The organism is Bacillus thuringiensis (genome assembly GCF_001455345.1).
Lineage (GTDB): Bacteria > Bacillota > Bacilli > Bacillales > Bacillaceae_G > Bacillus_A > Bacillus_A thuringiensis_N.
In genome coordinates this window covers 722790-748989 of sequence record NZ_CP013274.1, presented here as the reverse complement: position 1 = coordinate 748989, position 26200 = coordinate 722790, and the positions used below count along the sequence as shown (strand labels likewise).

Below are 26200 nucleotides of genomic sequence, written 5' to 3'. Positions count from 1 at the left end.
TTTATGTGATTTTTTAATTGTCATCATTAATAAATTGTTTAAAAGGCATTTTTATATTCAGTTCCATTGCTAATAAATCAATGACTTGTTCCATCTCTACCTCAGATAATTTAAACCTCAATAAATCTATTAGTATCTTCACATAAGGTACTCCCCCTATACCATTTTCAAAACATTCTAATTTTATTAAAAGTTGTTCTTTATACATCCGAACTAATTTTTCTAAAGGGCTTTCATCGGATAAGCCTTGTTCATTATTAAAACGTATTTTTATTGTGTTGTATATTTCAAGCCAAGTCATCTCAATAATTTTTTGAGCTCCTTGATAAATACTTTCCAACTCAAATAATTCGCAATAATTTTTAGCTCTTTCATCTTCTACATCACTAGGAATCACTCCTATGTTTAAACTATCATCAAATGTAAATCGAATATGTTCTGCTACCTCATGAAAATAGGGATGTAACATAGGTATATAACTACTCTTCCCTTGATATGTTCCTATCAACTTAGCATTTTTCAAGTACAAATTACAAACCACACAAGAAACAACTAAATTCTCCCATTTAACTGATAATACAGGGAAATAAGTAAGTGCAAGAAAGTGATCAGTATTCGATTGCTTATTATATGTCACAAGATTCATATCACAATATGGACATACTTGTCTCTCCTTTGTTATTGTTTCTCGAAAGATACTTTTAGAAAATCTCTCGAATCCATTACTATAATTTTCCCAAAAAGTTTGTCTATCTAGAAGTGTTTCATAAAAGTATTTAAATATTTCCTCTGATAGTTTTAATGATTCTTCAGGGATATCAGCAACGCAGGCTCCATTTTCCAAAAAAACATAATAATCCGCCGTCATATTTGTATAAACTTCATAAATTTCTTCTATATTTTGGTATAATGATAGTTTTATAAGTAATTCGAATACGCCTGTCAAACCATTTGCAACTTTACCTAAAGAAGAATCATCATTTTTTAAAGTTTCTTCTATTTCTTCTCTTGTTTTTGAATTATTTTCTTTTGCCCAACAGAAAAAATCATTAATAAATGTATCAGTGACAGACATACATTTTGAGACCATAGTTGTATCGATTTTCCACATGTTACTGTATATCTCCTAATAACTTATTTTTCAATTCGTTAAACAAGGCATACTTGCTAATAGTCACCCCTAAATCATTGAACATCTTTAAAGCTTTTTCACTATCCCCATTTTCAAGACACTTTTTAATATCCTTTATTATTTCTTCACTAAAAGAACCAGTGTAATTATTAAGCCTAAAAACTTCATCAAGTATATTTACAGGATTCCCCCCTAAAGTCGCCGAATTTACTTCATATTGTTTTACGTCTCTTGTACCTTCATCTTTAATTAACCCCACAATACATTCACTCGGAACATCTGCAGTAATAAATGGAGAATGAGTTGCTAAAATAATATGAGCCTTAAAATCAGAAAATAATTTAGTCAACATATGTATATACTCCCTGGCCCACCTTGGATGTAAATGTGTTTCTGGTTCATCGATAAGAACCAATGAATTATTCTTTATAGATAATAGTAATGAGAAAAACCTATCAAACATTGCTTGTTCTCCAGAACTCATATCCTTTATGTCAATCCATTCATCACTATGTAAATTATAAAGTTCAATACGTAAATCGAGATTAATATTATTTTTATTAAAATATTCGATACATTCCATCCATAAATCATCTATATCCATTGGATTAATTATAATTTTTCGACTTGATTTTTTAATTGTGACCCTTCTGTGCAAACGTTTCTCTTCTACATCTGATTCCTTTGAGCCGATACTCTCATGTCTTTTTAAAAAGTCAGATATTTTACTGTCACTTGCAGAAATACCTAACCGATTTCCTTTTTTATTTATAATATTTCTCAGCACTTCCTCTTCAGGCATTACAATTCGATATTTTACTGAACATCCTATTAAACTTATTAAATCTTTAACGTATTTTTCTAATCCAGGATCCCTAAGTGCACTTAAAATATCAATCGTTGCTGATTTTAATGGACCGCTATAAATGTATTCTGTATATCGACCCACTTTATCTTTACTTGAAAATTTTCCATTCAGTGCGGTTGTTGATACAATAACGTTCGCAGGATACTTATTAGGTATCCTTATTTTAGTATCCTGTAACGGTTTCTCCTTGCTGATACAGTTTCCAATTTCATAATCATCATTATCTATTTTATATTCAATATTAAACCCTTTATTCAGGCTATCCCTATATTTCCTACTAGCAGCTGGGAGCGCTAATGCTTCAGCAAAAAACTTTAGTATAGATGTTTTACAAGTTCCGTTCTCTCCTACTATAATTGAAATTTTCAAGTTCCCAAAATAATCAACATCTGGTTCTTTAAAATAAATTGTTTGTTGCTTTATATTAAATAATTCTTCAATGTATACTGAATTTATTTTCATCTCTAACCCTCACAATACAAATTTTACTTTACACTTAATTTTATAAACTCTAACTTTAAACTAATATCTCAAATCCTCATAAAACAAATTAATTCGTCATTGCTCTCAATAATATTCATATTAGTTAAAGTAAAGCCCCTTCACCTTCCATACAAACTAACGTTTTATTAAAATCTTCCTTTAAAAAATATATTTAGCAATTAAAAAATGTAGAAAACGGAAAAAGAGATATGCATTTTCTAATTGCCATCAATCTTTAAAAAGATTCCTCACTAAAATAATAGTAAAGGTTTTTCATACGACTACTTCAAGTTGAATTAATTTATATGGATTGTTTAATAAGATTTTGAAAATGCTATTTCATCTTTCTCTCTCTCCCTTCTATATATTAACTGATTTAATTTTAATATAAATTTTCATTGTAAATAGTTGTTTTTAAACGTACAGCTTTGATTATATAAACTTGTACAAAAATACTTGAACATGAATGAAAATTTTTGTGTTCATGGAACTGACTAACTCTTAATTATTTAATGAATGCAATAATATTATTACATACAGACACACCAATTTCATTAATTTCCCATATAAAAAAGCCGCTGATCCCAGCGGCTTCTCCTCACACATACTTCCGATGCACCATCTTCCCATCATAAGAAAACACAACGCCCTTACTCTCTACAATTGACTCCATATGCACCGTTCTTCCCCACAGCTGATGAAGATATGGTAATACTTTTTCTAAGTATTTTAAATCGAGCTCGATTCCTTCGTAACTATGTTTAATGTATAATTCTCCGTTCTTTAAGTAGTCTCCGTCTTCTACTACTAAGTACGGGAAGCCACCATTTGTACGCATATTTACGAGCTGATCACGTACATGTTCCCACTCTTTATCTATTACTTTATATTCTTTTCCTTGGCGCTGGAATAAGTACATATCTTCTCGCATAACAAGATCTTTATTTAAATAGTTTCTTAGGAACGATACATCCCATTCGATTTCGCGTACTTCAAAGATTTTGTCACGGCCAGACCCTGGTTTTACGCCTCTTCGTTTCATTTCTTCTGTCGGATTGTTGTACCGTTCTTCAATATCTTCAAACATTTTAATACCGAGGTAGTATGGATTAATGCTTGTTTTTGATGGCTGAACTACACCTGCATTTAATTTCGCAAATTCAATTGCTTCATCAGATGTTAAGTCCATTTCACGAAGTATGCGTTGATGCCAGTAGGATGCCCAGCCTTCGTTCATAATTTTCGTTTCAAGTTGCGGCCAGAAATATAACATTTCCTCACGCATCATCGTTAATATGTCACGCTGCCAATCTTCTAACTCTCGGCTATACTCTTCAATAAAGAGAAGTAAATCTTTCTCTGGTTGCGGTGGGATTTTCTTCTTTTTACGCACATTGGAACGTTCCCTCTTTTTATTGCGATCATCTAAATTCCATAAATCATCGTATTGTGATACCTTTTTCTTTTCTACTTCTTCTTCTAAATCATCAATACTCCACGCAAGTTTTGGGCGCATGAGTGACGGGTCAATATGTTCTTGAATGGCAAGTACGGCATCTAAAAATGTTTCTACCTCTTCTTTTCCGTACTTATGCTCATATGCTTTCACCCGTTCAGCTGTTGCCGACATACTTTCTACCATATCTCGCTTCGTATTTGAAAAACGAATATTATTTTTAAAGAAATCACAGTGCGCTAACACGTGCGCTACAATTAATTTATTTTGAATTAACGAGTTCGTATCTAATAAAAAGGCATAACATGGATCAGAGTTAATAACGAGTTCGTATATTTTACTAAGTCCTAAATCATATTGTAATTTCATTCTGAAAAACTGCTTTCCAAAACTCCAATGTGAAAACCGCGTCGGCATTCCATATGCACCAAATGTATAAATAATTTCCGCTGGGCATATTTCATAACGCATCGGATAAAAATCTAACCCAAATCCAGTCGCAATTTCCGTAATTTCCGCAATCGCATATTGCAGTGCTTTATCATCACTTGCTCTCATTATTTTCCCTCCTTACACTTTCCCTTAAGAAAGTGTATGATTGAGAACAAGCTTTCATGAGGATTGATTGCATAATAAAAAGACACCCTCATAAAAACGAGAATGTCTCATCTATTAACCTTCAATAATCTCCATCTTCTCCGTAATCGGCGTACGAGCTTTTCCTTCTGGTGCTTTATCGAAGTAGCCAAGGTGAAGAATTCCAACGATGCGTTGACCTCTTGTTAAACCAAGTCCTTCTATAAATAATGGATTGTAGTTTAATCCGCCTGATTTCCAAACACAACCTAATCCACGTTCCCAAGCAAGAAGTTGGAAGTTTTGCATAAATGCACATGTTGCAGCATAATCTTCGTCACGTTGAATTTGACGTGGGTCTTCATTTATATATACAACGATTTGTGCAGGTGTGCTTAAGAAACGATCAGATAAAATTTTACCGCGTTTCGCTCTTTCTTCTTCTGTGAAAGAGTTTAATACTGCGTCTACTAATTTCTGACGGCCTTCTCCAATGTATAATTTACAATTCCATGGTTCACGGTGTTTATGATTCGGTGCCCATGTTGCGTCGTTTAATAATTCAATTAATAACTCTTTGTCTACTGCTTTATCTGTAAATGTACGAACAGAACGTCTTTCTTTAATCACATTTGCGATGGAAGTATATGTAGTCATATTTTTCTCTCCCTTATTTTTATCTATATGTATAAGATTATTTTTAGTATTGATATTGATTTTCAATTTCGATTATACCCTAGTTTTTTACTATTAATCAATGTTTTATGTTGGAAAACTTTCAAAACATCATTTCATCATCCTGTGAATAAAAAAACTTAGCTTGTTCACAAGTTTTTCACATTTTATGGAAATGATATGTATAAAGTTTTCCACATTATCCATCTAGGAGGAGTTTATATGTACAAAAAAATCGCAGTAAGTATGACTATGGCAGCGTTATTATTTGGGGCAACCGTCTTCCCTACCTTCGCTGCTACGCCAAAAGAAGTAACATTGCATCACCATAAGCCTATTTCAGAACAAGAAATGCAGTCGCTCGAAAAACTCGGCTATAATAAACATGAAATTTGGAAAGCTGCTCATATTGCAAGAATCGGTAAAAAAGAAATAAAAGACGTTTTAGCTTACTATAAGCAAAATAAATCTTGGGAGAAAACAGCCCAGCATTTCGGTGTAGATCCAAGTAAGTTGAACAAACATCATATGAATAAAGAAACGAAAAAAGCACTACTGCAAGAATTAGCAAATATGCAAAAATCTACACCAGATGGACTAAAACAAAAAATGAAAGAATATAATATCGGATTACGTCAGCTCACGGTATTAACAATCATCTCTCAAAAAAGTAATACTCCCCTTGATGATGTACTAAAAATGAAAAAAGACGGAATGGATATTAAACAAATTGCCGAAAAATTAAATGTAAACAAAGAAGATATACGCGCAGAAATGATTAAATTAGTAAAGTCGATTAAGGAAAAGAAAACAAATTAATACACCAAAAAGGAAGAGATGTTCAATACTCTTCCTTTTCTTTATGAACTTTCAATTTTCAAGTATAAATTCCCGTCTTTCCCAAAAACTAACATAAACAAATGATGTAGTAAGGGGTGAGAAAATGTTTCGTTTATCGTCTAAAAAGAAGAAAAAAACAATCTGTTCCATTCCAGAGTTTATCCTCACTATGAAAGAATCTAGTGATTTCGTTTCCTATAACATCGTAGAAGATGGGACACTATGTTTGTTTTATTATAAATCTACAGCTGAATCACTCCTCATTAATCGATTCATTTTAACACCTATAAAAAGAGAATTAGATCGCATTGAAAATATAAGTGACATAGCAAATATCGTTACACTCGAAGGGATCATCACCAATCCTTCTATTGATGATATTCGTGAAAAATTATTAGTTGGGTATGTACTCATACAGATAAAAAACGATTCTCAAGCAGCAGAATATGCAATTATTCGTGCTGAAAGTTCAGTTTTAGGTACACGATTATATAACGATACCGAAAATGAATATAGTGTAATCGGTCCAAAAGTCGGATTTGTTGAAAATATTGATACAAATACACACTTACTTCGCCGAAATATAGTAACAGAGCAATTGGTTTTCAAAGAAGTTATAGTTGGCTCTATATCAAAAACAAAGGTGATAGTTGCTTACATCGAAGGCATTACAAATGAACAACACATCAATACTGCAATGCAGCGCTTACAAGATGTGGACTTTGATGTTCCTTTTGATGCAACTATGATCGAACAGTTTATTAGCGATAATAGTAACTCACCCTTTCCTGTTTTACTACCTACAGAGCGGTTAGACCGCTCTGTGTACGCATTACTGAATGGAGGCGTTGTTATTTTAACAGACGGTTCACCTTACGCATTAGCTGGACCAGCGACGTTACTTGATTTCTTCGTCTCGCCAGAAGATTATTATTTACCATGGATAGCAGGCTCATTTCTTCGAATGGTTCGCTTTTTCGGAGCAGCATTCTCGCTATTTTCATCAGCTATTTATACAGCTGTATTAACGTATCATTATCAAATGATTCCTGTGGATTTACTAGGTCCGATTATTTTTTCAAGAGCTAATGTACCCTTTCCGCCCATTTTAGAAGCACTTTTTTTAGAAATCACAATCGAATTGCTCCGTGAAGCTGGAGCACGATTACCTACAAAAGTTGGACAAACAATCGGCATCGTTGGCGGGATTGTAATTGGCCAAGCATCTGTTCAAGCTGCTTTAACGAGTAACATTTTATTAATTGCAGTTGCTTTATCAGCACTCGCTTCTTTTACAACACCAACTGTAAAAATGTCTTCTACTATCCGGATACTACGATTTCCACTTATTCTTTTAGCTGGTGCATTTGGGGGCTTAGGTCTTATTGTAGGATTCGTACTCATATTAGCTCATTTAATTCGCTTAAAATCACTTGGATCACCTTATTTATTACCTCTATATCCATTTCGCGGTTTAGGTACAGCTGAAGGACTCCTTCGCCTTCCATTTAGTCAAACTGCAGAACGCGCTTCTTTTCTAAGGCCCAAAAAGAAATGGCGCTATGACCCGAACAAAGCGAAAGAAAAACGCGACGGTGAGGAAAAATGAAAAATATTTTTTTATGCTTTTTCATTATCATTTTAATTGTTCAATCTGGTTGTACAGAAGCACATATAGTTGATACACAGCGAATGATTCACGTAGGTGGATTCGATATAATAAAAGATAAAAAATTTCGCGGAACCATTTTATATCCCGATTACACAAAGGGCATACAATCTAAACCAGAAACTCAATCAACTCATGCAGGCACAATTGAAACAATCTCTTCCCTTCTAAACGCTAAATCTCCACATACGATCGCTGTAGGTCAAATGCGTGTTGTCCTATTTGGAAAAGCATTTGGTGAACATGGACTTGGAGATGTTATTAACAACTTACAACGTGATCCTAACATTGGCCGAGATGTACAACTAGCGCTTGTAGATGGTTCAGCAGAAGAATTACTGAAACATGTCAAAACAAATGGATCACTTTATTTATCTGATTTACTGGAGCAAAATATAAAAAACGAGACAATCCCGCGGACAGCTTTAAATATTTTTTTATATAACTTCTATTCATCTGGATGCGATCCATTTCTTCCTTACATTCAAGTATCAGAAGACAAATCTGCTTCCATTAAAGGACTAGCTTTTTTAAAAAAGGATAAAGTGGCTATGTATACAGATAAGGAAAAGTCTTTTTTATTTAAATTACTCATTAATCCAACGAAAAATGGGCGTTACGAAGTCCCAATACGTCAAGGTAAACATAAAGGATTAATTGCTACTCAAAACTTATCCGGAAAAAGTGTATGTTCCCTTTCCCAAAACGGTGATATTCCAAGGGTTAACATACACTTAAAATTAAATGGACTCGTAAAAAATGCTCCCAGCTGGCTTGATTTATCGAAGAGCAAAAATGTAACTTACGTAAAAAGACATGTAGAAAAAGCGCTTGAGAAGGATTTAAACAAATTAATAAAACAATTCCAAGAAAATGAAATCGATCCAATTGGTATACGTGAAGAAATTCGTAGTCATTCAAGAAAATGGAGCATGAAACAAATTCAAGACATGTATCCTGACGTAGACGTTGCTGTTAGTGTGAAGATTAATGTCGTACAATCTGGTATCGGAGAATAGTGAGGTGCTATCATGGCTGAACAAGATAAAACACATACTGTTTCCCCTTATTTCACATTTCTTCTATTACACTCTCTTCAAATTGGAGTAGGTGTGTTAGGATACCAAAGGATTATTGCGCAATATGCTGGGTATGATTCTTGGATTTCCCTTATCGTTGCGGGCATTGCAACTCATATCGTACTATTTTGCATGCTTAAAATGTTAGAAAAAGATAATGATTTAATGAATATTCATACGACATGTTTCGGAAAGTGGATTGGAAAAATTTTTTCCGTATGCTTTGCCGCATATCTTTTATTATTTTGCCTTACTGTTCTTCGTTCATATATTGAAGTGATTCAAGTTTGGGTCTTTCCTACAATTAAACCGTGGAAATTAACCTTACTATTTTTACTTGTAGCTTATTACATAATTAGGGGAGGCTTTCGTTCAGTAACAGGAATATGTTTTTGGGGCGTCATAATACCAATTTTCGTCGTGCTTTTCTTAGTTTTCCCAATGAAATATGCACATGTTCGTAACATTTTTCCAATTCTTACTCATTCACCTTTAGACATTTTAACTGCAGCGAAATCATCTGCATTAGAATTTCTTGGATTTGAAGCAATCCTTGTTTTTTATCCATTTATTAGAAAAGGAAAATCGTTAAATAAATGGGCACATGGCGGTATTGCTTTTACAACAATTCTATACGTAATACTAGCCATCGTTTCCCTTATGTACTATAGTCAAGGGCAACTACACCATACCATTTGGCCAACATTAACGATGCTAAAAATCATTAAAGTTCCTTTCATTCAAAGGTTTGAGTACATTATTATTTTCTTATGGTATCTTATTATTTTACCTAATCTTTGTTTAACCATTTGGTCTTCTTGTTGTATTAGTAAAAAATCGTTTCACATACCATTTAAAATCACACTACCATTATTTATGGCAGCCATATTTATTTCATCCTTATTTTTCACAAACCGCGAAAGTATCAATGCATTAAATACGGTACTATCTCAAGCTGGTTTATATATTGTATATGCCTATATCCCAATTTTATTTCTATTCCATTCACTACGATGGCATTTCAAAAATCGGTCAAAAAAATCTTCACCCGACACACCATAATCTCTGATACAATTTGATTAATACATTTGTAAAGGGGACAAGCGTATGAAGAAATATGTATTTTCTTTACTTGCAGTACTGAGTTTAATTCTTGCTGGATGCGGAGCTACTAGTACAAATGAAAAAAAATCATCTGAATCAAAAGAAGAGCACGACCATGCATCGCATACTCAGCAAGCTGACATTCAAGAGAAAACAAAAGGAGTCGACACACTTCCTACCTTCCTAGACAAGCTTGATCCACAAATGAAAGATATCTACACTGTCGCTGGACAAAATGCAGAACTATTAGATTGGATTCCATGTTACTGTGGTTGCGGTGAAAGTGTAGGACATAAAAATAATAAAAATTGCTTTATTCGCGAAATTAAAAAGAATGGTGAAGTTGTTTGGGATTCCCATGCAACGACTTGCGTCAATTGCTTAGAAATCGCTGTTGAATCTGCTTCGATGAAACAAAAAGGAAAATCAACGCTTGAAATTCGTAACTATATCGATAATAAATACAAAGAAGGCTACGGCAAACCAACACCTACGCCAATGCCAAAAGCTTAAAAAACGAGGACACACCTCGTTTTTTTTCATTCACTTTTTTTCTTAACAAATTCTTTCAAGTGTATTTCTCCTTACTTATCACACACTATATATAACTCTCGGTAAGGAGGGTACACAGTGCAAACATATAACGATTATGATAAAGCTCTCTATTACACGTATTGCTGTAATTGGGATAAATTACTCGTTCTCATGGTTCAAACGAACGATCAATTATTTTCTAAGCGTATTGAGCATTTTTTACACGCTTATCAATACAGTAAAGAACTGCCAGAAGTTGATAAACAATTGCAGCTCCTATTTCAATATATTGACCACGCATCCCAAAAGTCACATGTAGAAGAAGTAGAGCAAATTCAAATGTAAAATATAGCGCTATTCTCTTCTGGAGAATAGCGCTTTTTTAAAATGTTTATATCAATAAAAGTTTCCCCTTATAAAACTTTTATTGATAAACATATTTTTTCTTTCTTTTCTGTGCCACTTCATACTATAATTTAGTATGTAACTATTATAAGTGAGGTATAAAATATGGGACGAGAAAAAAAGCAAGAATATGCTTTACTTACCGCTTGGGGAGCTTCTTTTATCGCTACACTAGGAAGTTTATACTTTTCCGAAATCATGAAATTTGAGCCTTGTGTCCTTTGTTGGTATCAACGTATTTTTATGTATCCATTCGTGTTATGGCTCGGTATCGCTGTAGTAAAAAAAGACTATCGCATCGCAAGTTATTCTTTACCAATTGCAAGTATTGGTGCTTGTATTTCTTTATATCACTATGCGATTCAAAAAATCGCAGCATTTTCAGCTGCTGGGGCAGCTTGCGGTCGTGTACCATGTACGGGAGAATACATAAACTGGTTCGGCTTTGTGACAATCCCGTTTTTAGCACTTATCGGCTTTATTACAATCGCTGTTTGTAGCTTTATTGTCATCAAAAACAAATAAGGAGATGAAAGAATGAAAAAAATGCTTATATTTGGCGGTATTATTATCGTCTTATTTGCGGCAATCTTTGCTGTAACACAAATGGAAAAGAAAAACGCATCGACAGATGAAAAAGGTTACTACTCAAATAAAATTTCTCTTGAGGATCTCAATAAAAATATAGAAGATAAAAAAGAACAAACGATTTACTTTTATCAAACCTCTTGCGTTCATTGTCAAAAGGTCTCTCCTATTGTTGTACCTTTAGCGAAAGATTTAAATGTTGATATGAAGGTAATTGATATTGAAAATTTAAACGAGCCTTGGGATAAATACAATATCCAAGGAACACCGACAATTATTCATTTTAAAGATGGTAAAGAAGTAAGCCGTATTGGCGGAGAACAATCAAAAGAAAAATTCAAAGAATGGTTTGAACAAACGAAGAAATAACGAGAAAAGGAAACTCCTTCTACACATGAAATGGGCGTAAATTCCCAAACTAATGTATAAGGAGGGGGTTTTATGCCAGAAGTAAGATGCTCTGTTTCCAATTGCTCATTTTGGGGACAAGGTAACTTTTGTCAAGCCAGTGCGATTATCGTTCAGCCAGATGCAGATGAATCGGGTCAAACTGAAAATGATTCGTATACAAGTGCAGTCTTAACAAACGAGACGCTAGAAAGTTCTGTAGCAACGAGTGTAGAAACTTGTTGTCATACTTTTAAGCCAAAATATTAAACATAAAAAGCATACGATTACTCGTATGCTTTTTTACATCCCTCTCCAAAAATCATGCATAATAAAAAAGTACAAAATAACGAGAACGGCTGTCCCGCATAACGTAATACGCCGATATATACTCTTCTCCCCTTCTCTTGCTTTAACAAACGCCCAAATAAACCCGAAGAACAATATTAAATCAACATATGGAACATAAAAAGAAAAGACGAGAAATGCATACAAATACACGAGAAATAAACAGGTCGTTACTAAGAAAATTTTAAAAGCAAATTCACTTTTCATAATGTAACCGCCTTCCCTATCTGTACTGTATTATATTCAGCAAAATACAATAGTTGCAGTTAAACTCAAAGTAGAAATAAGCTACCGTCTATAATACGGTAGCCATTACGGAACATTATATTTCCGTTTATATATATTACTTAAAGTGGAAGAAGGAATTTGTTCATAGCGAATTTTTTCTCCTGTTTCATCAGCAATATACAAATTGTTTCCTATATAATATATTCCATCTTTTCGTTTTGAGTACACTGCATATCTTTCATTTGGCAATACCGTTTTTACTTTTGTTAACTGCCCATTTGGTTCTTGCCAATATATATCCACGCGGTCTACTAACGTAAGCATACCAATTTGCTCTTCTTCTATTTTACGACCGTTCCAGCTCACAACGCGGTAACCAAGCTTATTCGCTTCATATTCGGGGCTCGCATGAAAACGAGAAATGATTACTTTTGTTTGTAAATGGACTCGGTCATATAACCATTGTATATCCCTGTCATGCATGCGAATACAGCCATTTGATTCCCTACTTCCAATCGTCCATTCCCGATTTGTTCCATGAATTGCATACTCTTTTTTATCCAAACCTAACCATCGCGTACCAAGAGGATTATTTGGTGCACCACCAGGTATTTTTTTCCGATGGTATTCCTTGTTTTTAAATTTAGTTATAATACAAAAACTACCTTCAGGCGTAGGTGTACGATCTCTTCCAGTTGTTACGGAGAATGTTTTTGTATAATTTCCATTTTCAAAAAAAGACAACTGGTTTGTCGTAAGATTCACTAATATTAAATGATCTGTATTAGCAAAAGCACTAACAGGTAGAATGAAAAATAATAGTATGACAAAACATAACTTTTTCATCTATATCCCCCTAGCGCTCACTATAATAAGTGGAATTAACTTTACTTTGCTCTTATAAATGAAAACTATCCATTTACAATAACGCCCCCATTTACATGTATCATTTGCCCGGTAACATAGGATGAATCACCCGAAGCTAAATATACATATGCTGGCGCTAATTCATATGGTTGACCAGGTCTTTGCATTGGAACATTACTTCCGAACTGTGATACTTTTTTCTCATCAAAGCTTGATGGAATAAGCGGTGTCCAAATTGGTCCTGGTGCAACACCATTTACACGAATCCCTTTTTGCACTAACGATTGAGAAAGTGATCTTGTAAAAGCTACGATTGCTCCTTTCGTTGCGGAATAATCAATTAAAGTTTCATTTCCTTCATACGCAACGATAGATGCCGTGTTTATAATGACATCTCCTTGCTTTAAATGAGAAAGCGCTGCTTTCGCAACGTGAAAATAAGAAAAAATATTAATACGAAAAGTCTTTTCTAGCTGTTCTGCTGTAATATACTCTAGTCCTTGCTGCGGATATTGCTGCGCTACATTATTTACTAAAACCTGTAAACTACCTAGCTGCTGGACTGTCTGTTGAACAACATCTTTACAATGCTGTTCATCACTTAAATCACCTGGCAACAATACACACTTTACACCTTCTTTCTCAACATATTGCTTCGTCTCATTAGCATCTTCTTCCTCATCTAAATAAGCAATCGCAATATTTGCTCCCTCTTTTGCAAAAGCAATGGAAACAGCTCGTCCAATTCCGCTATCTCCACCTGTAATTAATACGTTCTTTCCTTTTAACTTTTCGCTTCCTTTATAATTGGGATCTTCAAACTGCGGTAGAGGATTCATTAACGATTCAATGCCAGGCTGTTTATTTTGATGTTGCGCTGGCATTGTTACAAAGTTTTTTTGCTGCGGCATAGCTTCTTTCAACTCCTTTTCCTTATCATGTGCATAATAAAAAGTGAAATTCACACATCATGTTACGATTAATATTCGAATTTAAGACACAAAATATGAATTGTTGTAAACTTTTTATGCAAAACTATTGCAAAATAGTTAAAAAGCGAATATTATATATAACTGTTGTGAAAATTATTCGTAAACAGAAAGGATGTTTATATGTTTAACCTTTCAAAACATAAAACTTCTATTAAAACTGAAATTATGGCAGGTATTATTACCTTCTTAACAATGGCATATATCATTGTGGTAAACCCTGTTATCCTTGGGGATGCAGGTGTTCCATTTGAACAAGCATTTACAGCAACCATTATCGCTGCTGTTGTCGGGACATTATTTATGGCAATCTTTACAAACTTACCAATCGCAATTGCACCAGGTATGGGATTAAATGCTTACTTCTCTTACTCTGTTGTAAAAGCTCATGAAGGCATGACTTTCGCAATTGCATTCTCTGCTGTATTCGTAGCAGGTATGATTTTAATTTTGTTATCATTCACATCTTTCCGTACAAAATTAATGGAAGCAATTCCTGAAAACTTAAAACATGCAATTACTGCTGGTATTGGGCTTTTCATCGCCTTTATCGGTTTACGTTTAACAGGTATCGTTACAAAAAATGAAGCAAACTTAGTTGGACTTGGTGATCTTCACTCTGCTCCAGTACTACTAGCATTAGCTGGACTTGGAATTACAATTGTTCTTATGTCTTTAAATGTAAATGGTGCACTATTTATCGGAATGCTATTAACTGGTATTATCGCTTTCTTCACAGGACAGTTATCATTCTCAAACGGTGTTACATCAATGCCTGGATTACCAGAAGGCATTATCGTTTCAAATCCAATTACTGCTGTATCTGATGTAATTAACTACGGATTATACGGCGTTGTATTCTCATTCTTCCTTGTTACATTATTCGATACAACAGGTACATTACTTGGCGTTGCTCAACAAGGTGGATTTATGAAAGACGGAAAGCTTCCAAAAGCTGGACGAGCTCTTCTATCTGACTCATTCTCAGCAACAATCGGTTCTATGTTCGGAACAACACCATCAACAGCTTACATTGAATCTTCTGCTGGTGTTGCAGCTGGTGGTCGTACTGGTTTAACAACAGTTACAGTAGCTGTTCTATTCGCACTAGCAGCATTCTTCGGGCCGTTAGTAAGTGCCGTTTCTGGTGTATCAGCTATTACTGCACCATCATTAATTATCGTTGGTAGTCTTATGATGGGTTCAGTTCGTCACATCGATTGGGACGCATTTGATGAAGCATTCCCAGCATTCTTAGTCATCTTAAGCATGCCACTTACATCAAGTATCGCAACAGGTATCGCTCTTGGATTTATTTCATATCCACTTATGAAAGTGGCAAAAGGTAAGTTCCGTGCTGTTCACCCACTTGTATATGTATTTGGAATTTTGTTTGCTTATCAATTGATATTCTTACCACATTAAAATCCCTCATAAAGAGGGATTTTTTTATACATAAAAAAATAGAGCATCGAAATTCGATGCTCTATTTTCCCTTTGCAACAATCACACGAACTACTTGCAAAGCAAGAAGTAACAGGCCGTTCACTATCGCTGCAATCCCTAAAGAGACCGCTATCATCAGCTCTCCACATACTTTTTATCCATATTATACCATAAATTTTATTGAATATCGCCATCAAGTAGTCGTATCGTCCTCTGGCAATATGCAGCTATCTTTTGATCATGTGTTACAACTAGTACCGTTTTTCCTTGTTTATTAATTTCTTTTAAAATACTCATAATTTTCTTCCCGTTTTCTTGATCAAGAGCACCAGTCGGTTCATCAGCAAGTATAATTTTTGTATCTTGTGCTAAGGCCCTTGCTATTGCTGTTCTTTGCTGTTCTCCTCCTGATAACTCGTAAGGATATTTGTTAATATGCCTCTCTAGCCCTACCATTTTCAGCATTTCTTTTGATATTTGCATACGTTTCTTATGAGAAATTCTTCTATATACAAGCGGAAGCATTACATTTTCAACAACTGTATAATCACCTAATAGCGAAAAGTTCTGAAACACAAATCCAACTTCCGTGTTTCTATACTTATGATAGTTTGACTTTAATGTACTCGTATCCATTCCATCTAAAAAATACTTTCCAGCAGAGGGGCTATCGATTAAACCAATAATGTTAAGGAGAGTAGATTTCCCCGAACCAGAGGGCCCCATAATAGCTATCATTTCGCCTTTTTCTATTGTAAGATTAATATCCTTTAACGCACTAAAATTATTCTTTCCAAAGCCCTTAGCCACATTTGCGAGCTGAATCATCTATAACACCTCTTTCATATATGTATTTTTTATTTTTAATACATTGAAATAAATGATTGTATATATAATGAAGATCATTACAATTGATAACATACTTATAACAATCAATGATTCTTTAGAGACTTGTAACGTTCCAAAAAAAGATACGGTACTATTTTCTAGCTCTTTTTGAATTTCAATCGCTCCGCTATTCTCCCATTGAAAATACGTAATTCCTATACATATCGATAAAATGAATAACAACATATACTCAATAATAAATGGAAGACATATTTGAAAAGTACTTGCACCTAACGCTGATTTAATAGAAATATTTTTACGCTCCATATAAAGTGCTGCCATTGATGTTAATACAATAGATAGAAATGAAAAAAATAAGACTGTACCGCTTAATAATAATGGGTATGACATATTATCAATACCTTGCTTTTCGTTTTCTAACAATTTATTCGGATTTGTAACATAATACGAATACCCCTTACCTTCTGTTACCTTTAATACTTTCTTTTGAAATTCATTTATATTTATCTTCTCATTTGTTTCTATAATTAACCCATTGTATAAAAGTTCTACACTATAGAACTCTATTTCTTCTGTTCCAATTGGTAAAATTGCCATGTCATCTAATAATGTAATACGATTATCCGATATTTCACCGCTTCGAGGATATGTAAATGGTGAATTTTTTTCTAAAAAGCCAATTACTTTTAGCTTCATTTTTCCAGATCGTATAACATCACCAATAGATACCTTTTCTATATAATTAGCCCCTAATATAACAGGTCTAATATCAAATACTGATTTATGAAATTCCGATTCCTCAAAATATCTTCCTTGTGAAATTCGTATATGAAAGTATTTATTAATATCTTTATCAATAATAAGAGTCTTTATCGTTCCATTTTCTTTTTTTAAGTTAAGTGAATAGTTACGGAACAAATAATTTGTTGTATTTGTTATTGGTATCTTATTAGATAACCCTTGCATGAATTGTTGATAATCATTTTTCGCTTTTTCTTCGCTAAACAATGTTATATCTTGCGTCGCATAAAGTTCATAGAAATTTTTATGAGTCGATAAATTATTTGCTACTGTCATCATTTTTCGATACCCCGACAGATTACTAATAAATTCTATAGCTGAAGAAAATGCAATAATTAAAGAAATTACTATAATCAAACTTGGTAACAACCGTTTTTTCACAGACCGTATAGAATCAAATACAAAAAACATGACGACCACCTACGTTCTTAAATGTTTTCCAGGATATATATTTATAATGTGCTTGATTGGAATTACAGTAACAAACATTGTAAGAAAAATTATAAAAACAATATTATATACCAATACATATGGTGTTAACGGTTTTAATAAGTATGTCTGAAAATACGTATGAATTGTTCCAGAAAACATTTCTAACGCCAGAAAAACCAGCAACATCGCCACTAGAGAAATAAACAAAATTTGAACATATAGTTCACAGTAAATAGATCTATTAGAAGCACCTACTGCTTTTTTTAATGAAATCTCTCTTTCTTTTTTATAAATCCAAAACAACACCGCGGAAAGCCCAGAAACTACTGCAACAAGAATGAATTTATAATAATACTTATTTGCTGGATCTATATGTGCTACCTGTAGTTCCTGAAGATCTCGTTCATTCAGTATTTGAATATCTCCCGAGAGCACTTCTTTGCTCTTATTCATAAATGTTTTTATCTCGTTATAAATAGATGATGTAGGGTTAACAACTGTTAATTGTAATTGTTTACTCGCAATAATACTTTTTTTAGATAGAGTAGGTAAGTTTTGAAGTGGAATGTATATGTCTGATACACCGACGTCACTGTCTTTTCTCGATATAGTCCCTATTTTTTGATATGTATCATCAAATTCATATAACTCCTTTACATTCGTTTGATCACCAACAACCATATCATTTACATTTTCACGATGAAAATATTTCCCTTCGGAAATATATGGCGTCCAATAATAATCATCTTTTAAGTTCACAGCTACGATTTTTATTGCACCTGAACTATTTAATGCTTTTAAATGCTCTACGTAAATATCACTTTTCACAAAAATATCTTGTATGACAGGAATTATCGCTTCCAATTCAGTTGTATTCGCTATCGGAACAGTTAACGTTTGATTCTTTTCTGGAAAGCCGATTTGAAAAGCAGATATGAAATTTCGTTTAGATTCTGTTAAAAGCGCGGCTACTGATATAGAAAAAAAAGAAATAAAAAATGACATAAGAAGAATTACGAAAAACAGTTTATTGCTTTTTATATTTTTAAAAGCTAGGTACATGTCTGCGCTCCTTTTAAATAAGAAGGAGATGATACACATCCCCTTCTCCTTATCCAAATATTTATAAAGACAACTATTTAATATCTTTTACCACTGTAATCGTAAGTTACCGTTACTATCAAAAGTACCTTTGTGTGTATCTTCTTGATAGTCATTATTCTCATTAGCATAATGCTCAGAATATAGCCCCTTTGCACCAAAGGCGTTATATGCGCCATTACTAACCGTGGCATTTAATGCCCTTCCAGATTCATGTGATCCTAATTTATCCGAAGCACTTTCAATATATGAATAACTTCCTTTTGAATTAATAAAAGAAATCGCTACTGAACAGCGAGATGCTTTTTGATTCGTAGTCGTTTGAGCTCTGTAAGATAGTAGGTTACCGCTTTTGTGGCCACTTAAAGTTGGATAAAATGCACTTGTTGAGATTGATGTTACTAATAACATTAAAGTCGCAATCGAAAAAACCTTTCCCTTCATTAACAATCACCTCGTAAATTAAATAGTTTTGTAGCGCTACATCGTCATAATACCTCTCAAGTAAATTCTCCTCAATAAGACACCCCAATGTTTTACAAACTCTTTAAACACTTAAACATTCATACATTTTTTAAAAGTAACGGATAAGCAAGCAATACAAAAAAGGCTGCAGAGAAATTCTTCTCCACAGCCTAATTATTATTTTTGCAAAAACGCCTGCAAATCTGCAAACTGTCTCTTTGCATCTTCATAGCCTTGCTCATATAGATTTTGTAGTTTTGCTGTATCTTTTTCCATACGATCTACTTGAAGCGGTACTTCTGGACGAATAACAAATAAATTACCCGCTTGCTCTTCTTTTTCAATGTAGTGAAGTGTTTCATTATACACTTCATAACGATTTAGCATCGTGTTAACAAGATTCGGATATTTTTTATAAGCTTTCGCAGCAACCCACCCAAATCTTGATTTTTTCTTTGCGTAACCGTGATTTCTTGTTAAAATTACGACTGATTTTTTAAATCCATCTTCCTGTGCTTTACGAACTGGAATCGGATCTGAAATCCCGCCATCTAATAATTGCTTACCACGGTAATTTACTACCGGTGCAATGAAAGGTAATGAACTAGAAGCTTGTAATAAATTTAGTGCATCGTCATTCGTTCCCTCTTTTTCAAAATAAACAGACTGTCCTGTTTCACAATCCGTCGTTCCTACAAGAAAACGCTCGGGGCTATTAAAGTATGTTTCAAAATCAAACGGCACATGCTTTTCTGGAATTTCATGAAAAATGAAATCCATATCAAATAACTGGCGTTTTCTCCATAAGTTTTTATACGATAAATATTTCGGATGTGATGCATAATCAATATTTACTGTTTTATTTCTATTTCTTTGTCTGGAAAGATACGACGCTGCATGACAAGCACCAGCTGATACACCGATTACATATGGAAAATATAAATCTTGTTCCATAAAGTATTCTAATATCCCGCCCGTATATACACCACGCATACCGCCGCCTTCTAATACTAACCCTGTATTTTCAAGCATGTTACTCTCTCCTCTATATATATTGACTCTTTAATTATTCACCATGTTAAGTATCTTTTTCTATTATATATGAGTTCTTTCAGAAATTATATTTAAAAGACTTGAGAAAACGGAATTTTTTCTTCCAATTATATTTCCAAATGATCGGAGACATCCTTTATAAACCTTTGAATAAAATCTTGTTCTTCTTTCGTATATCTATCTAAGAGTAACAGCCACTTTTCTTCAGCTTGTTTATGCAATTTATCATGAGCTTTATATATTTCATTTCCGCTTTCCGTTAAGCGAAAGAAAATTTCTTTTTGATTGTCTAACATTTGCATCTTCTCAACGAATTTCTTTTGGAACAACTTTGTACAAACTTTAGAGATTGCGCCCTTCGTCATTCCCATTTCTATCGTAATTGCCGTTACATTCATCAGACCATTTTTCCCGATACACTCGATTACATGTAACTCAGATAAAGACATACCACTTACACCTGTCTCACGAAGAAACTTCTCATTTTGTCCTTTCAAATGTTCTTCTCTTTTATGCAAAAGTGTACGAATGTCCGAAAGTATTTCCATTTGTTTCGTTGCATAATCCAATCCGTTCGCCCCCTAAGTTTCCGAAGAAACAATTTAACTATATACCATTTTAAAATCATTTTTTCATATTTACAAGTGAGAAAAACATGTTAAAATAAATTTAGTTTCCAAGGAAACCAAAAAGAAGGAGGTTAACATAATGAAAAAATCCAAACTACATTTCATTTTATATGTTGTCTGTATGAGTGCCTTACTTGGTTCCTTCGCTCAAAATATTTACACACCTATCTTGCCCATGATTCAAGGTTCTTTTCATACTTCTCTTTATCTTGTAAATGTAACAGTTTCACTTTTCACATTCATTCTTGCAATTATGCAGCTCGCATATGGACCTTTAATTGATACAAAAGGGAGAAAATCTGTCCTTATCCCTAGTTTAGTCATTAGTACAATTGGTTCAATCGGATGTGCTTTTTCGGCAAACATTTATTTATTTCTCTTTTTTAGAGCTGTTCAAGCTATAGGAATAGCGGCTATCCCTGTAGTTGCAGCAACGATTATAGGCGATTTATTTGAAGGAAAAGAACGCGGAGAAGCGATGAGCCTATACCAAATGTTACTTGCCCTCGCACCTGCGATTGGTCCTCTCATTGGTGGTTATCTCGGCAGTATACATGGCCACTTATCCGTATTTCTATTTTTATCTATACTTGGCATTCTCTTATTAATGATAAACATTTCACTACTTCCAGAAACAAAACCTACTGTAATGAAGCAACCGCAAGCAAAAAAGAATTACTGGTTTATCTTAAAAAATAAAACTGGATTTTCTATTACTCTTATTGGCTTCATTCAATTTTGTATTTACTTTTGCTTTCTCGTTTTTTTACCGAGTATTTTAATAAATTCATTTCATTTAACTGTAAATGAAATTGGTCTTATGTTTGTACCAATGTCTCTTTCTATCATGCTAGGAAGTTTTTGCTACAAGTTTTTGCAAAAACGCCTCACAACAAAGCAAACTTTATTCATTACTAGTTTCTTCAATATTATATGTGTCACTTTATTCTCTTTCACATATAGCATCAATATCCCATTCATCATTATCGTTACATCTTTGTACGGTTTTAGTATGGGACTGTCTATGCCAACTCACACTACTTTATTAACGGAAGAATTCGTACAAGAACGCGCAACTGCTATCGGTATGTACAACTTCATCCGCTATCTCGGTATGGGCACAGGGCCACTTGTAGGTGGATTTCTTTTATTTAATCAAAATTACTTTTGGATTTTCTTCCTAGGTGCAATTATGTTTCTAATCATAATCTTATATGCGACGAAAATGCTACGCTTCCCCGTCACACAAAAAGTAAAATAGAGACCTACAGATGGTCTCTATTTTAAGCTCGTTGATCCGCAACAATATGAATATCAATATGCTTCGTTTGTCTCATAATCTCATTTACAATCGAGCCTTTTCTTATTTCTTCCCACCTTGTTCTTGCTGATTGTCCAAGTAAAATTTGCGTTACTTGTAGTTTTTTCGCGACTTCAATAATAACATCCGCTGGCTTTCTTCCATTTGCTTCTTCTAATACAAAACTTGCATCAAATTGATTCGTGAGCGACTTCCACTCTTCAATCGTTTGCTTTTTCCCCGCTGAAAGAGAATCTATATTTTCCCTTTCAACATTTAATACATACAATTCAGCGTTTAATCGATCAGCCATGCGCCATCCCCGTCTTATTAATTTCTCTGCCGTTGAACTGTACTGTACACAAACGAGAATTTTTTCTTTTACGCCAATCGGTTCTATTACTGTTTGGCTAATTTTCTCGTCCATATCATCGGCAACTTCACGAAGTGATAATTCTCTTAGTGCCCCTAAATTATTGAGCGTAAAGAAATTTTGTAAGCTTTGTTGAATTTTTTCTTCCTTATATATCTTTCCGTCTATTAATCTCTTCCTTAATACTTCCGGCGTTGCATCAACGAGCTGAATTTCATTTGCTTTTTGTAAAATAAAATCCGGAATACGTTCTCTTACTTTTACATTCGTAATTTGAGCAACAATGTCATGAACGCTTTCTAAATGTTGAATATTAAACGCTGATAATACAGATATACCGGCATCTAGCAATTCCTGTACATCCATATAACGTTTCTTATTTTTAGATCCGGGAATATTGCTATGCGCAAGTTCATCCACAACAACGACTTGCGGTGCACGTTTTATAATTCCTTCCACATCAAGTTCATAAAATACTTTACCTTTATACTCTATTTCTTTTAAAGGAACTTTTTCTAAATTAGCAATTGCGTCTTCCGTCTCTTTTCTCCCGTGCGTTTCAATTAAACCAATTACAATATCCATACCATCCTTTTTCATCTCTCTAGCATCAAGTAGCATTTTATAACTTTTCCCTACTCCTGGAGCAGCCCCCACGTACAGCTTTAACTTCCCGCGATTTTGCTGACGAATATATTCTAAATACTCTTCTGGTGTTCGCCTTTGAAAAGTTGGTTTATAGTCATCTGCATACAAAACATTCACAACCTTTCTTTTGAAACAACGCTACCTCAATCCGTTAGATTGAGGTAGCACTGTTACTATTTCATTAGTTTCTGTAATTCTAAATTTAACTTTAAGACGTTCACGCGATCTTCTCCAAATAAACCAAGTGCCGCACCTTCCGTTTGATCCTTAATCAACTGACCTAGCATTTTTTTCGGAATATTCGTTAATTTAGAGATACGATCCACCTGCACAGAAGCTGCCTGCGGACTAATATCAGGATCTAGCCCTGAACCTGAATTTGTCACTAAATCGATTGGCACTTCTGTAACTGGAACACTCGGATTTTGTTTCTTCCACTCTTCAATACTTTTCTCTACTCGTTTTGCTAAATCTGGATTAGACGGTGCATAGTTATTAGACCCTGATGCTTCTGCTTTATATTCAATACTAGAAACACGCCCCTGAAAATAACGTGGATCTGTGAAGTTTTGACCGATTAATTTAGAACCAATCACTTCGTTTTTATCATTATATATTAGACTTCCATCCGCGTTATCCTTCATTACTGCTTGTGCAATACCAGTTACAATAAGCGGATATACAAGTCCGCACAACACTAAAAATGTAAAAGTAATACGGATGATTGGTGATAGTATACTTTGTTTCTTCGCCATCTCTTTCCCCTCTTCCTTATATAAACAAGCCGACAATCATATCAATTACTTTAATTCCAATGAACGGTACAATCACTCCGCCAAGCCCATAAATAAGTAAGTTTCGGCCAAGTAGTGCATTCGAACTCATCGGTTTATATGCGATACCTTTCATCGCCAATGGAATGAGTAATGGAATAATAACTGCATTAAAGATTAATGCTGATAAAATCGCTGACAGTGGTGATGTTAGTTTCATAATGTTCAATGCTTCCATTTGCGGAATCGCAAGTGTAAACATCGCTGGAATGATTGCAAAATATTTTGCGATATCATTTGCAATACTAAACGTCGTTAACGCACCGCGTGTCATTAACAATTGCTTACCAATTCCTACTACCTCAATAATCTTCGTTGGATTCGAATCTAAATCAATCATATTGGCTGCTTCTTTCGCAGCTGTTGTACCACTATTCATCGCTAATCCAACGTCAGCCTGTGCTAATGCCGGCGCATCATTTGTACCATCACCTGTCATCGCTACGAGTTTTCCTTTATCTTGCTCTGCTTTAATAACAGCAATTTTATCTTCTGGTTTGCACTCAGCAACAAACTCATCTACTCCTGCTTCTTTTGCAATGGTTGCTGCTGTTAATGGGTTATCCCCTGTACACATAACCGTTTTAATCCCCATTTGACGCAACTGTTCAAAACGTTCACGCATACCAGGTTTTACTGTATCTTTTAAATAGATTAAACCGTAAATACGATTATCCACTGCAACTACAAGTGGTGTTCCGCCCTCTTTTGAAATGAAATCTGCTTTTTGATTTACATCTTTCGGAATTGTTCCACCTTGTGACTGAACCCATTCAATCACGCTACCGACAGCACCTTTTCTCACTTTCGTTCCGTCCTGTAAATCAACACCACTCATTCTCGTTTCTGCCTTAAATGGAACAAATTCACCTTGTTCTGCAAGCTCTCTATTATATGATATAGATTTCGCTTGCACATACTCGATAACAGATCGACCTTCTGGTGTTTCATCTAAGACTGAGCTAATAGCAGCCCACTTTCCAACTTGCTCAATCGTTTCATTTCCTACAGGTAATAATGTATGAGCCATTCGGTTCCCAAAAGTAATCGTACCCGTTTTATCTAAAATAATTGTATTAATATCACCCGCAGCTTCTACTGCTTTCCCCGACATTGCTAACACATTAAACTTTGTCACGCGGTCCATCCCGGCAATACCAATCGCTGATAATAATCCACCAATTGTCGTTGGAATTAAACAAACTAACAAAGCGACAAGTACAGCTGTATCAATTTGAAATCCTAAATAATTTGTAAAAATCGGCAGCGTCACAACAACGATTAAGAAAATAAGCGTTAAACTCGTTAATACTGTATTTAAAGCAATTTCATTCGGCGTTTTTTGACGAGCAGCTCCTTCTACTAACGAAATCATTTTATCAATAAATGATTCACCAGGATTACTCGTAATGACAATCGTGATCTCATCACTTACAACCATCGTACCGCCTGTCACGGAACAAAAATCACCGCCTGCTTCTTTTATTACAGGAGCTGACTCCCCTGTAATCGCAGATTCATCGACAGACGCTAATCCTTTTATTACTTCCCCATCACTTGGAATCATTTCTCCTTGTTTTATAATAACAACGTCACCTTTTCTCAGATCTGTTGCCGAAACTTGAACAATGTCTCCATTTTCTTTTACAACATTTGCAAACACATCTTTCTTCGACTGTTTTAAAGAATCAGCTTGCGCTTTCCCACGACCTTCCGCTAATGCTTCTGCAAAGTTAGCAAATAAAACTGTAAATAATAAAATGAGAGAAACTGTTATATTAAACCATCCTGGTACACTACTAGAATGACTTGGAAGAAACGATAAAATGAACGTAATGATAAATCCAATTTCTACAACAAACATAATCGGATTCTTTATCATGACTTTTGGATTCAATTTCGCAAAGGACTGTTTCATCGCATGTGTCACGATATCACGATCCATCGTTTTCGCTTGTCTAACTTCATCTTCTACAACATGTATTTGTGACTCATTTACTCTTTTTTCTTTTACTACTACCGGTCTCATCATTTACCCTCCA

At 34.3% G+C, this 26200-nt stretch carries 27 protein-coding genes; 11 read left to right on the top strand and 16 right to left on the bottom strand.

The window, feature by feature from the left end; translation table 11 throughout:
- Positions 1-13: 13 nt before the first annotated feature.
- The 4 genes from ATN06_RS04075 to ATN06_RS04060 all read right to left on the bottom strand — a co-directional run bounded on the left by ATN06_RS04075 (position 14) and on the right by ATN06_RS04060 (position 5172).
- A complete protein-coding gene (locus ATN06_RS04075; RefSeq protein ID WP_060629628.1) occupies positions 14-1111 on the bottom strand; it encodes a hypothetical protein in 1098 nt (365 codons plus the stop codon).
- Position 1112: 1 nt separating this feature from the next.
- Positions 1113-2462, bottom strand: a complete 1350-nt coding sequence (locus tag ATN06_RS04070; protein WP_060629627.1) for an AAA family ATPase — start codon at positions 2460-2462, stop codon at positions 1113-1115.
- Between the two features lie 619 nt (positions 2463-3081).
- Positions 3082-4497 carry a stage V sporulation protein SpoVR gene (gene spoVR / locus ATN06_RS04065; protein ID WP_060629626.1) on the bottom strand — a complete coding sequence of 472 codons (1416 nt, stop codon included), beginning with the start codon at positions 4495-4497 and terminating at the stop codon, positions 3082-3084.
- Between the two features lie 114 nt (positions 4498-4611).
- A complete protein-coding gene (locus ATN06_RS04060) occupies positions 4612-5172 on the bottom strand; it encodes a nitroreductase family protein (RefSeq protein ID WP_000214810.1) in 561 nt (186 codons plus the stop codon).
- Between the two features lie 240 nt (positions 5173-5412).
- Here ATN06_RS04060 and ATN06_RS04055 point away from each other — a divergent pair, with 240 nt between their 5' ends.
- The 9 genes from ATN06_RS04055 to ATN06_RS04015 all read left to right on the top strand — a co-directional run bounded on the left by ATN06_RS04055 (position 5413) and on the right by ATN06_RS04015 (position 12066).
- Complete coding sequence (locus ATN06_RS04055; RefSeq protein ID WP_060629625.1) at positions 5413-6009, top strand: hypothetical protein; 597 nt, start codon at positions 5413-5415, stop codon at positions 6007-6009.
- A gap of 124 nt (positions 6010-6133) precedes the next feature.
- Positions 6134-7639 (top strand): spore germination protein, encoded by a 1506-nt coding sequence (locus ATN06_RS04050; protein WP_060629624.1) that lies wholly within the window; start codon positions 6134-6136, stop codon positions 7637-7639.
- Entirely contained in the window at positions 7636-8718 is a 1083-nt protein-coding gene (locus tag ATN06_RS04045) for a spore germination protein GerYC (RefSeq protein WP_060629623.1), read from the top strand. Before ATN06_RS04050 ends, ATN06_RS04045 begins: the two co-directional genes overlap by 4 nt.
- Positions 8719-8730: 12 nt before the next feature.
- Complete coding sequence (locus ATN06_RS04040; RefSeq protein ID WP_060629622.1) at positions 8731-9840, top strand: GerAB/ArcD/ProY family transporter; 1110 nt, start codon at positions 8731-8733, stop codon at positions 9838-9840.
- A 45-nt stretch (positions 9841-9885) separates the two neighbouring features.
- A complete protein-coding gene (locus ATN06_RS04035; RefSeq protein ID WP_000761019.1) occupies positions 9886-10395 on the top strand; it encodes a PCYCGC domain-containing protein in 510 nt (169 codons plus the stop codon).
- A 117-nt stretch (positions 10396-10512) separates the two neighbouring features.
- Positions 10513-10761: a YhdB family protein gene (locus tag ATN06_RS04030; protein WP_001195459.1), complete on the top strand. Its 249-nt coding sequence runs from the start codon at positions 10513-10515 to the stop codon at positions 10759-10761.
- A 165-nt stretch (positions 10762-10926) separates the two neighbouring features.
- The gene (locus ATN06_RS04025) at positions 10927-11346 is read left to right on the top strand and encodes a disulfide formation protein C (RefSeq protein ID WP_000532269.1); all 420 of its coding nucleotides are present in this window, start codon (positions 10927-10929) and stop codon (positions 11344-11346) included.
- A 12-nt stretch (positions 11347-11358) separates the two neighbouring features.
- The gene (locus ATN06_RS04020; protein ID WP_060629621.1) at positions 11359-11778 is read left to right on the top strand and encodes a thioredoxin family protein; all 420 of its coding nucleotides are present in this window, start codon (positions 11359-11361) and stop codon (positions 11776-11778) included.
- Between the two features lie 72 nt (positions 11779-11850).
- Positions 11851-12066 (top strand): DUF1540 domain-containing protein, encoded by a 216-nt coding sequence (locus ATN06_RS04015; protein WP_060629620.1) that lies wholly within the window; start codon positions 11851-11853, stop codon positions 12064-12066.
- Positions 12067-12099: 33 nt separating this feature from the next.
- Here the strand turns inward: ATN06_RS04015 and ATN06_RS04010 are convergent, their stop codons facing one another.
- The 3 genes from ATN06_RS04010 to ATN06_RS04000 form a co-directional block, all read right to left on the bottom strand.
- The gene (locus tag ATN06_RS04010; RefSeq protein WP_060629619.1) at positions 12100-12351 is read right to left on the bottom strand and encodes a hypothetical protein; all 252 of its coding nucleotides are present in this window, start codon (positions 12349-12351) and stop codon (positions 12100-12102) included.
- 105 nt (positions 12352-12456) lie between these two features.
- Entirely contained in the window at positions 12457-13218 is a 762-nt protein-coding gene (locus ATN06_RS04005; RefSeq protein ID WP_060629618.1) for a L,D-transpeptidase, read from the bottom strand.
- Positions 13219-13283: 65 nt separating this feature from the next.
- Entirely contained in the window at positions 13284-14150 is an 867-nt protein-coding gene (locus ATN06_RS04000) for an SDR family oxidoreductase (RefSeq protein ID WP_060629617.1), read from the bottom strand.
- Positions 14151-14351: 201 nt separating this feature from the next.
- On the opposite strand from ATN06_RS04000, the gene ATN06_RS03995 reads away from it, so the two are divergent.
- A complete protein-coding gene (locus tag ATN06_RS03995) occupies positions 14352-15653 on the top strand; it encodes an NCS2 family permease (protein WP_000482726.1) in 1302 nt (433 codons plus the stop codon).
- A gap of 198 nt (positions 15654-15851) precedes the next feature.
- Here the strand turns inward: ATN06_RS03995 and ATN06_RS03990 are convergent, their stop codons facing one another.
- The 6 genes from ATN06_RS03990 to ATN06_RS03965 all read right to left on the bottom strand — a co-directional run bounded on the left by ATN06_RS03990 (position 15852) and on the right by ATN06_RS03965 (position 20944).
- Positions 15852-16502 (bottom strand): ABC transporter ATP-binding protein, encoded by a 651-nt coding sequence (locus tag ATN06_RS03990; protein WP_060629616.1) that lies wholly within the window; start codon positions 16500-16502, stop codon positions 15852-15854.
- Positions 16503-17735 carry an ABC transporter permease gene (locus ATN06_RS03985; protein WP_060629615.1) on the bottom strand — a complete coding sequence of 411 codons (1233 nt, stop codon included), beginning with the start codon at positions 17733-17735 and terminating at the stop codon, positions 16503-16505.
- A gap of 9 nt (positions 17736-17744) precedes the next feature.
- Positions 17745-18818, bottom strand: coding sequence for an ABC transporter permease (locus ATN06_RS03980; protein WP_060629614.1), 1074 nt, complete (start codon positions 18816-18818; stop codon positions 17745-17747).
- A gap of 87 nt (positions 18819-18905) precedes the next feature.
- The gene (locus ATN06_RS03975) at positions 18906-19301 is read right to left on the bottom strand and encodes a hypothetical protein (protein ID WP_060629613.1); all 396 of its coding nucleotides are present in this window, start codon (positions 19299-19301) and stop codon (positions 18906-18908) included.
- 198 nt (positions 19302-19499) lie between these two features.
- Positions 19500-20354: a patatin-like phospholipase family protein gene (locus ATN06_RS03970; RefSeq protein ID WP_000892681.1), complete on the bottom strand. Its 855-nt coding sequence runs from the start codon at positions 20352-20354 to the stop codon at positions 19500-19502.
- A gap of 128 nt (positions 20355-20482) precedes the next feature.
- The gene (locus ATN06_RS03965) at positions 20483-20944 is read right to left on the bottom strand and encodes a MarR family transcriptional regulator (protein WP_000384218.1); all 462 of its coding nucleotides are present in this window, start codon (positions 20942-20944) and stop codon (positions 20483-20485) included.
- Positions 20945-21083: 139 nt separating this feature from the next.
- On the opposite strand from ATN06_RS03965, the gene ATN06_RS03960 reads away from it, so the two are divergent.
- On the top strand, positions 21084-22265 hold the full coding sequence (locus tag ATN06_RS03960) for an MFS transporter (RefSeq protein WP_060629612.1): 1182 nt from the start codon (positions 21084-21086) through the stop codon (positions 22263-22265).
- 22 nt (positions 22266-22287) lie between these two features.
- On the opposite strand, the gene kdpDN is transcribed toward ATN06_RS03960, so the two are convergent.
- From kdpDN to kdpB, 3 genes are read right to left on the bottom strand one after another with little or no spacing between them, the layout of a single operon-like run.
- Positions 22288-23442: a KdpD-like non-kinase potassium sensor gene (gene kdpDN / locus ATN06_RS03955; protein WP_088116219.1), complete on the bottom strand. Its 1155-nt coding sequence runs from the start codon at positions 23440-23442 to the stop codon at positions 22288-22290.
- Positions 23443-23498: 56 nt separating this feature from the next.
- Positions 23499-24080, bottom strand: a complete 582-nt coding sequence (gene kdpC, locus ATN06_RS03950; RefSeq protein ID WP_060629610.1) for a K(+)-transporting ATPase subunit C — start codon at positions 24078-24080, stop codon at positions 23499-23501.
- 16 nt (positions 24081-24096) lie between these two features.
- Positions 24097-26187 (bottom strand): potassium-transporting ATPase subunit KdpB, encoded by a 2091-nt coding sequence (gene kdpB / locus ATN06_RS03945; RefSeq protein ID WP_060629609.1) that lies wholly within the window; start codon positions 26185-26187, stop codon positions 24097-24099.
- Positions 26188-26200 lie beyond the last annotated feature (13 nt).

Bases quoted from the DNA above. Each gene is read 5' to 3' on its own strand.
- ATN06_RS04075 (WP_060629628.1), bottom strand. From the start codon at position 1,111: ATGTGGAAAATCGATACAACTATGGTCTCAAAATGTATGTCTGTCACT.
- ATN06_RS04070 (WP_060629627.1), bottom strand. From the start codon at position 2,462: ATGAAAATAAATTCAGTATACATTGAAGAATTATTTAATATAAAGCAA.
- spoVR (WP_060629626.1), bottom strand. From the start codon at position 4,497: ATGAGAGCAAGTGATGATAAAGCACTGCAATATGCGATTGCGGAAATT.
- ATN06_RS04060 (WP_000214810.1), bottom strand. From the start codon at position 5,172: ATGACTACATATACTTCCATCGCAAATGTGATTAAAGAAAGACGTTCT.
- ATN06_RS04055 (WP_060629625.1), top strand. From the start codon at position 5,413: ATGTACAAAAAAATCGCAGTAAGTATGACTATGGCAGCGTTATTATTT.
- ATN06_RS04050 (WP_060629624.1), top strand. From the start codon at position 6,134: ATGTTTCGTTTATCGTCTAAAAAGAAGAAAAAAACAATCTGTTCCATT.
- ATN06_RS04045 (WP_060629623.1), top strand. From the start codon at position 7,636: ATGAAAAATATTTTTTTATGCTTTTTCATTATCATTTTAATTGTTCAA.
- ATN06_RS04040 (WP_060629622.1), top strand. From the start codon at position 8,731: ATGGCTGAACAAGATAAAACACATACTGTTTCCCCTTATTTCACATTT.
- ATN06_RS04035 (WP_000761019.1), top strand. From the start codon at position 9,886: ATGAAGAAATATGTATTTTCTTTACTTGCAGTACTGAGTTTAATTCTT.
- ATN06_RS04025 (WP_000532269.1), top strand. From the start codon at position 10,927: ATGGGACGAGAAAAAAAGCAAGAATATGCTTTACTTACCGCTTGGGGA.
- ATN06_RS04020 (WP_060629621.1), top strand. From the start codon at position 11,359: ATGAAAAAAATGCTTATATTTGGCGGTATTATTATCGTCTTATTTGCG.
- ATN06_RS04015 (WP_060629620.1), top strand. From the start codon at position 11,851: ATGCCAGAAGTAAGATGCTCTGTTTCCAATTGCTCATTTTGGGGACAA.
- ATN06_RS04010 (WP_060629619.1), bottom strand. From the start codon at position 12,351: ATGAAAAGTGAATTTGCTTTTAAAATTTTCTTAGTAACGACCTGTTTA.
- ATN06_RS04005 (WP_060629618.1), bottom strand. From the start codon at position 13,218: ATGAAAAAGTTATGTTTTGTCATACTATTATTTTTCATTCTACCTGTT.
- ATN06_RS04000 (WP_060629617.1), bottom strand. From the start codon at position 14,150: ATGCCGCAGCAAAAAAACTTTGTAACAATGCCAGCGCAACATCAAAAT.
- ATN06_RS03995 (WP_000482726.1), top strand. From the start codon at position 14,352: ATGTTTAACCTTTCAAAACATAAAACTTCTATTAAAACTGAAATTATG.
- ATN06_RS03990 (WP_060629616.1), bottom strand. From the start codon at position 16,502: ATGATTCAGCTCGCAAATGTGGCTAAGGGCTTTGGAAAGAATAATTTT.
- ATN06_RS03985 (WP_060629615.1), bottom strand. From the start codon at position 17,735: ATGTTTTTTGTATTTGATTCTATACGGTCTGTGAAAAAACGGTTGTTA.
- ATN06_RS03980 (WP_060629614.1), bottom strand. From the start codon at position 18,818: ATGTACCTAGCTTTTAAAAATATAAAAAGCAATAAACTGTTTTTCGTA.
- ATN06_RS03975 (WP_060629613.1), bottom strand. From the start codon at position 19,301: ATGAAGGGAAAGGTTTTTTCGATTGCGACTTTAATGTTATTAGTAACA.
- ATN06_RS03970 (WP_000892681.1), bottom strand. From the start codon at position 20,354: ATGCTTGAAAATACAGGGTTAGTATTAGAAGGCGGCGGTATGCGTGGT.
- ATN06_RS03960 (WP_060629612.1), top strand. From the start codon at position 21,084: ATGAAAAAATCCAAACTACATTTCATTTTATATGTTGTCTGTATGAGT.
- kdpC (WP_060629610.1), bottom strand. From the start codon at position 24,080: ATGGCGAAGAAACAAAGTATACTATCACCAATCATCCGTATTACTTTT.
- kdpB (WP_060629609.1), bottom strand. From the start codon at position 26,187: ATGAGACCGGTAGTAGTAAAAGAAAAAAGAGTAAATGAGTCACAAATA.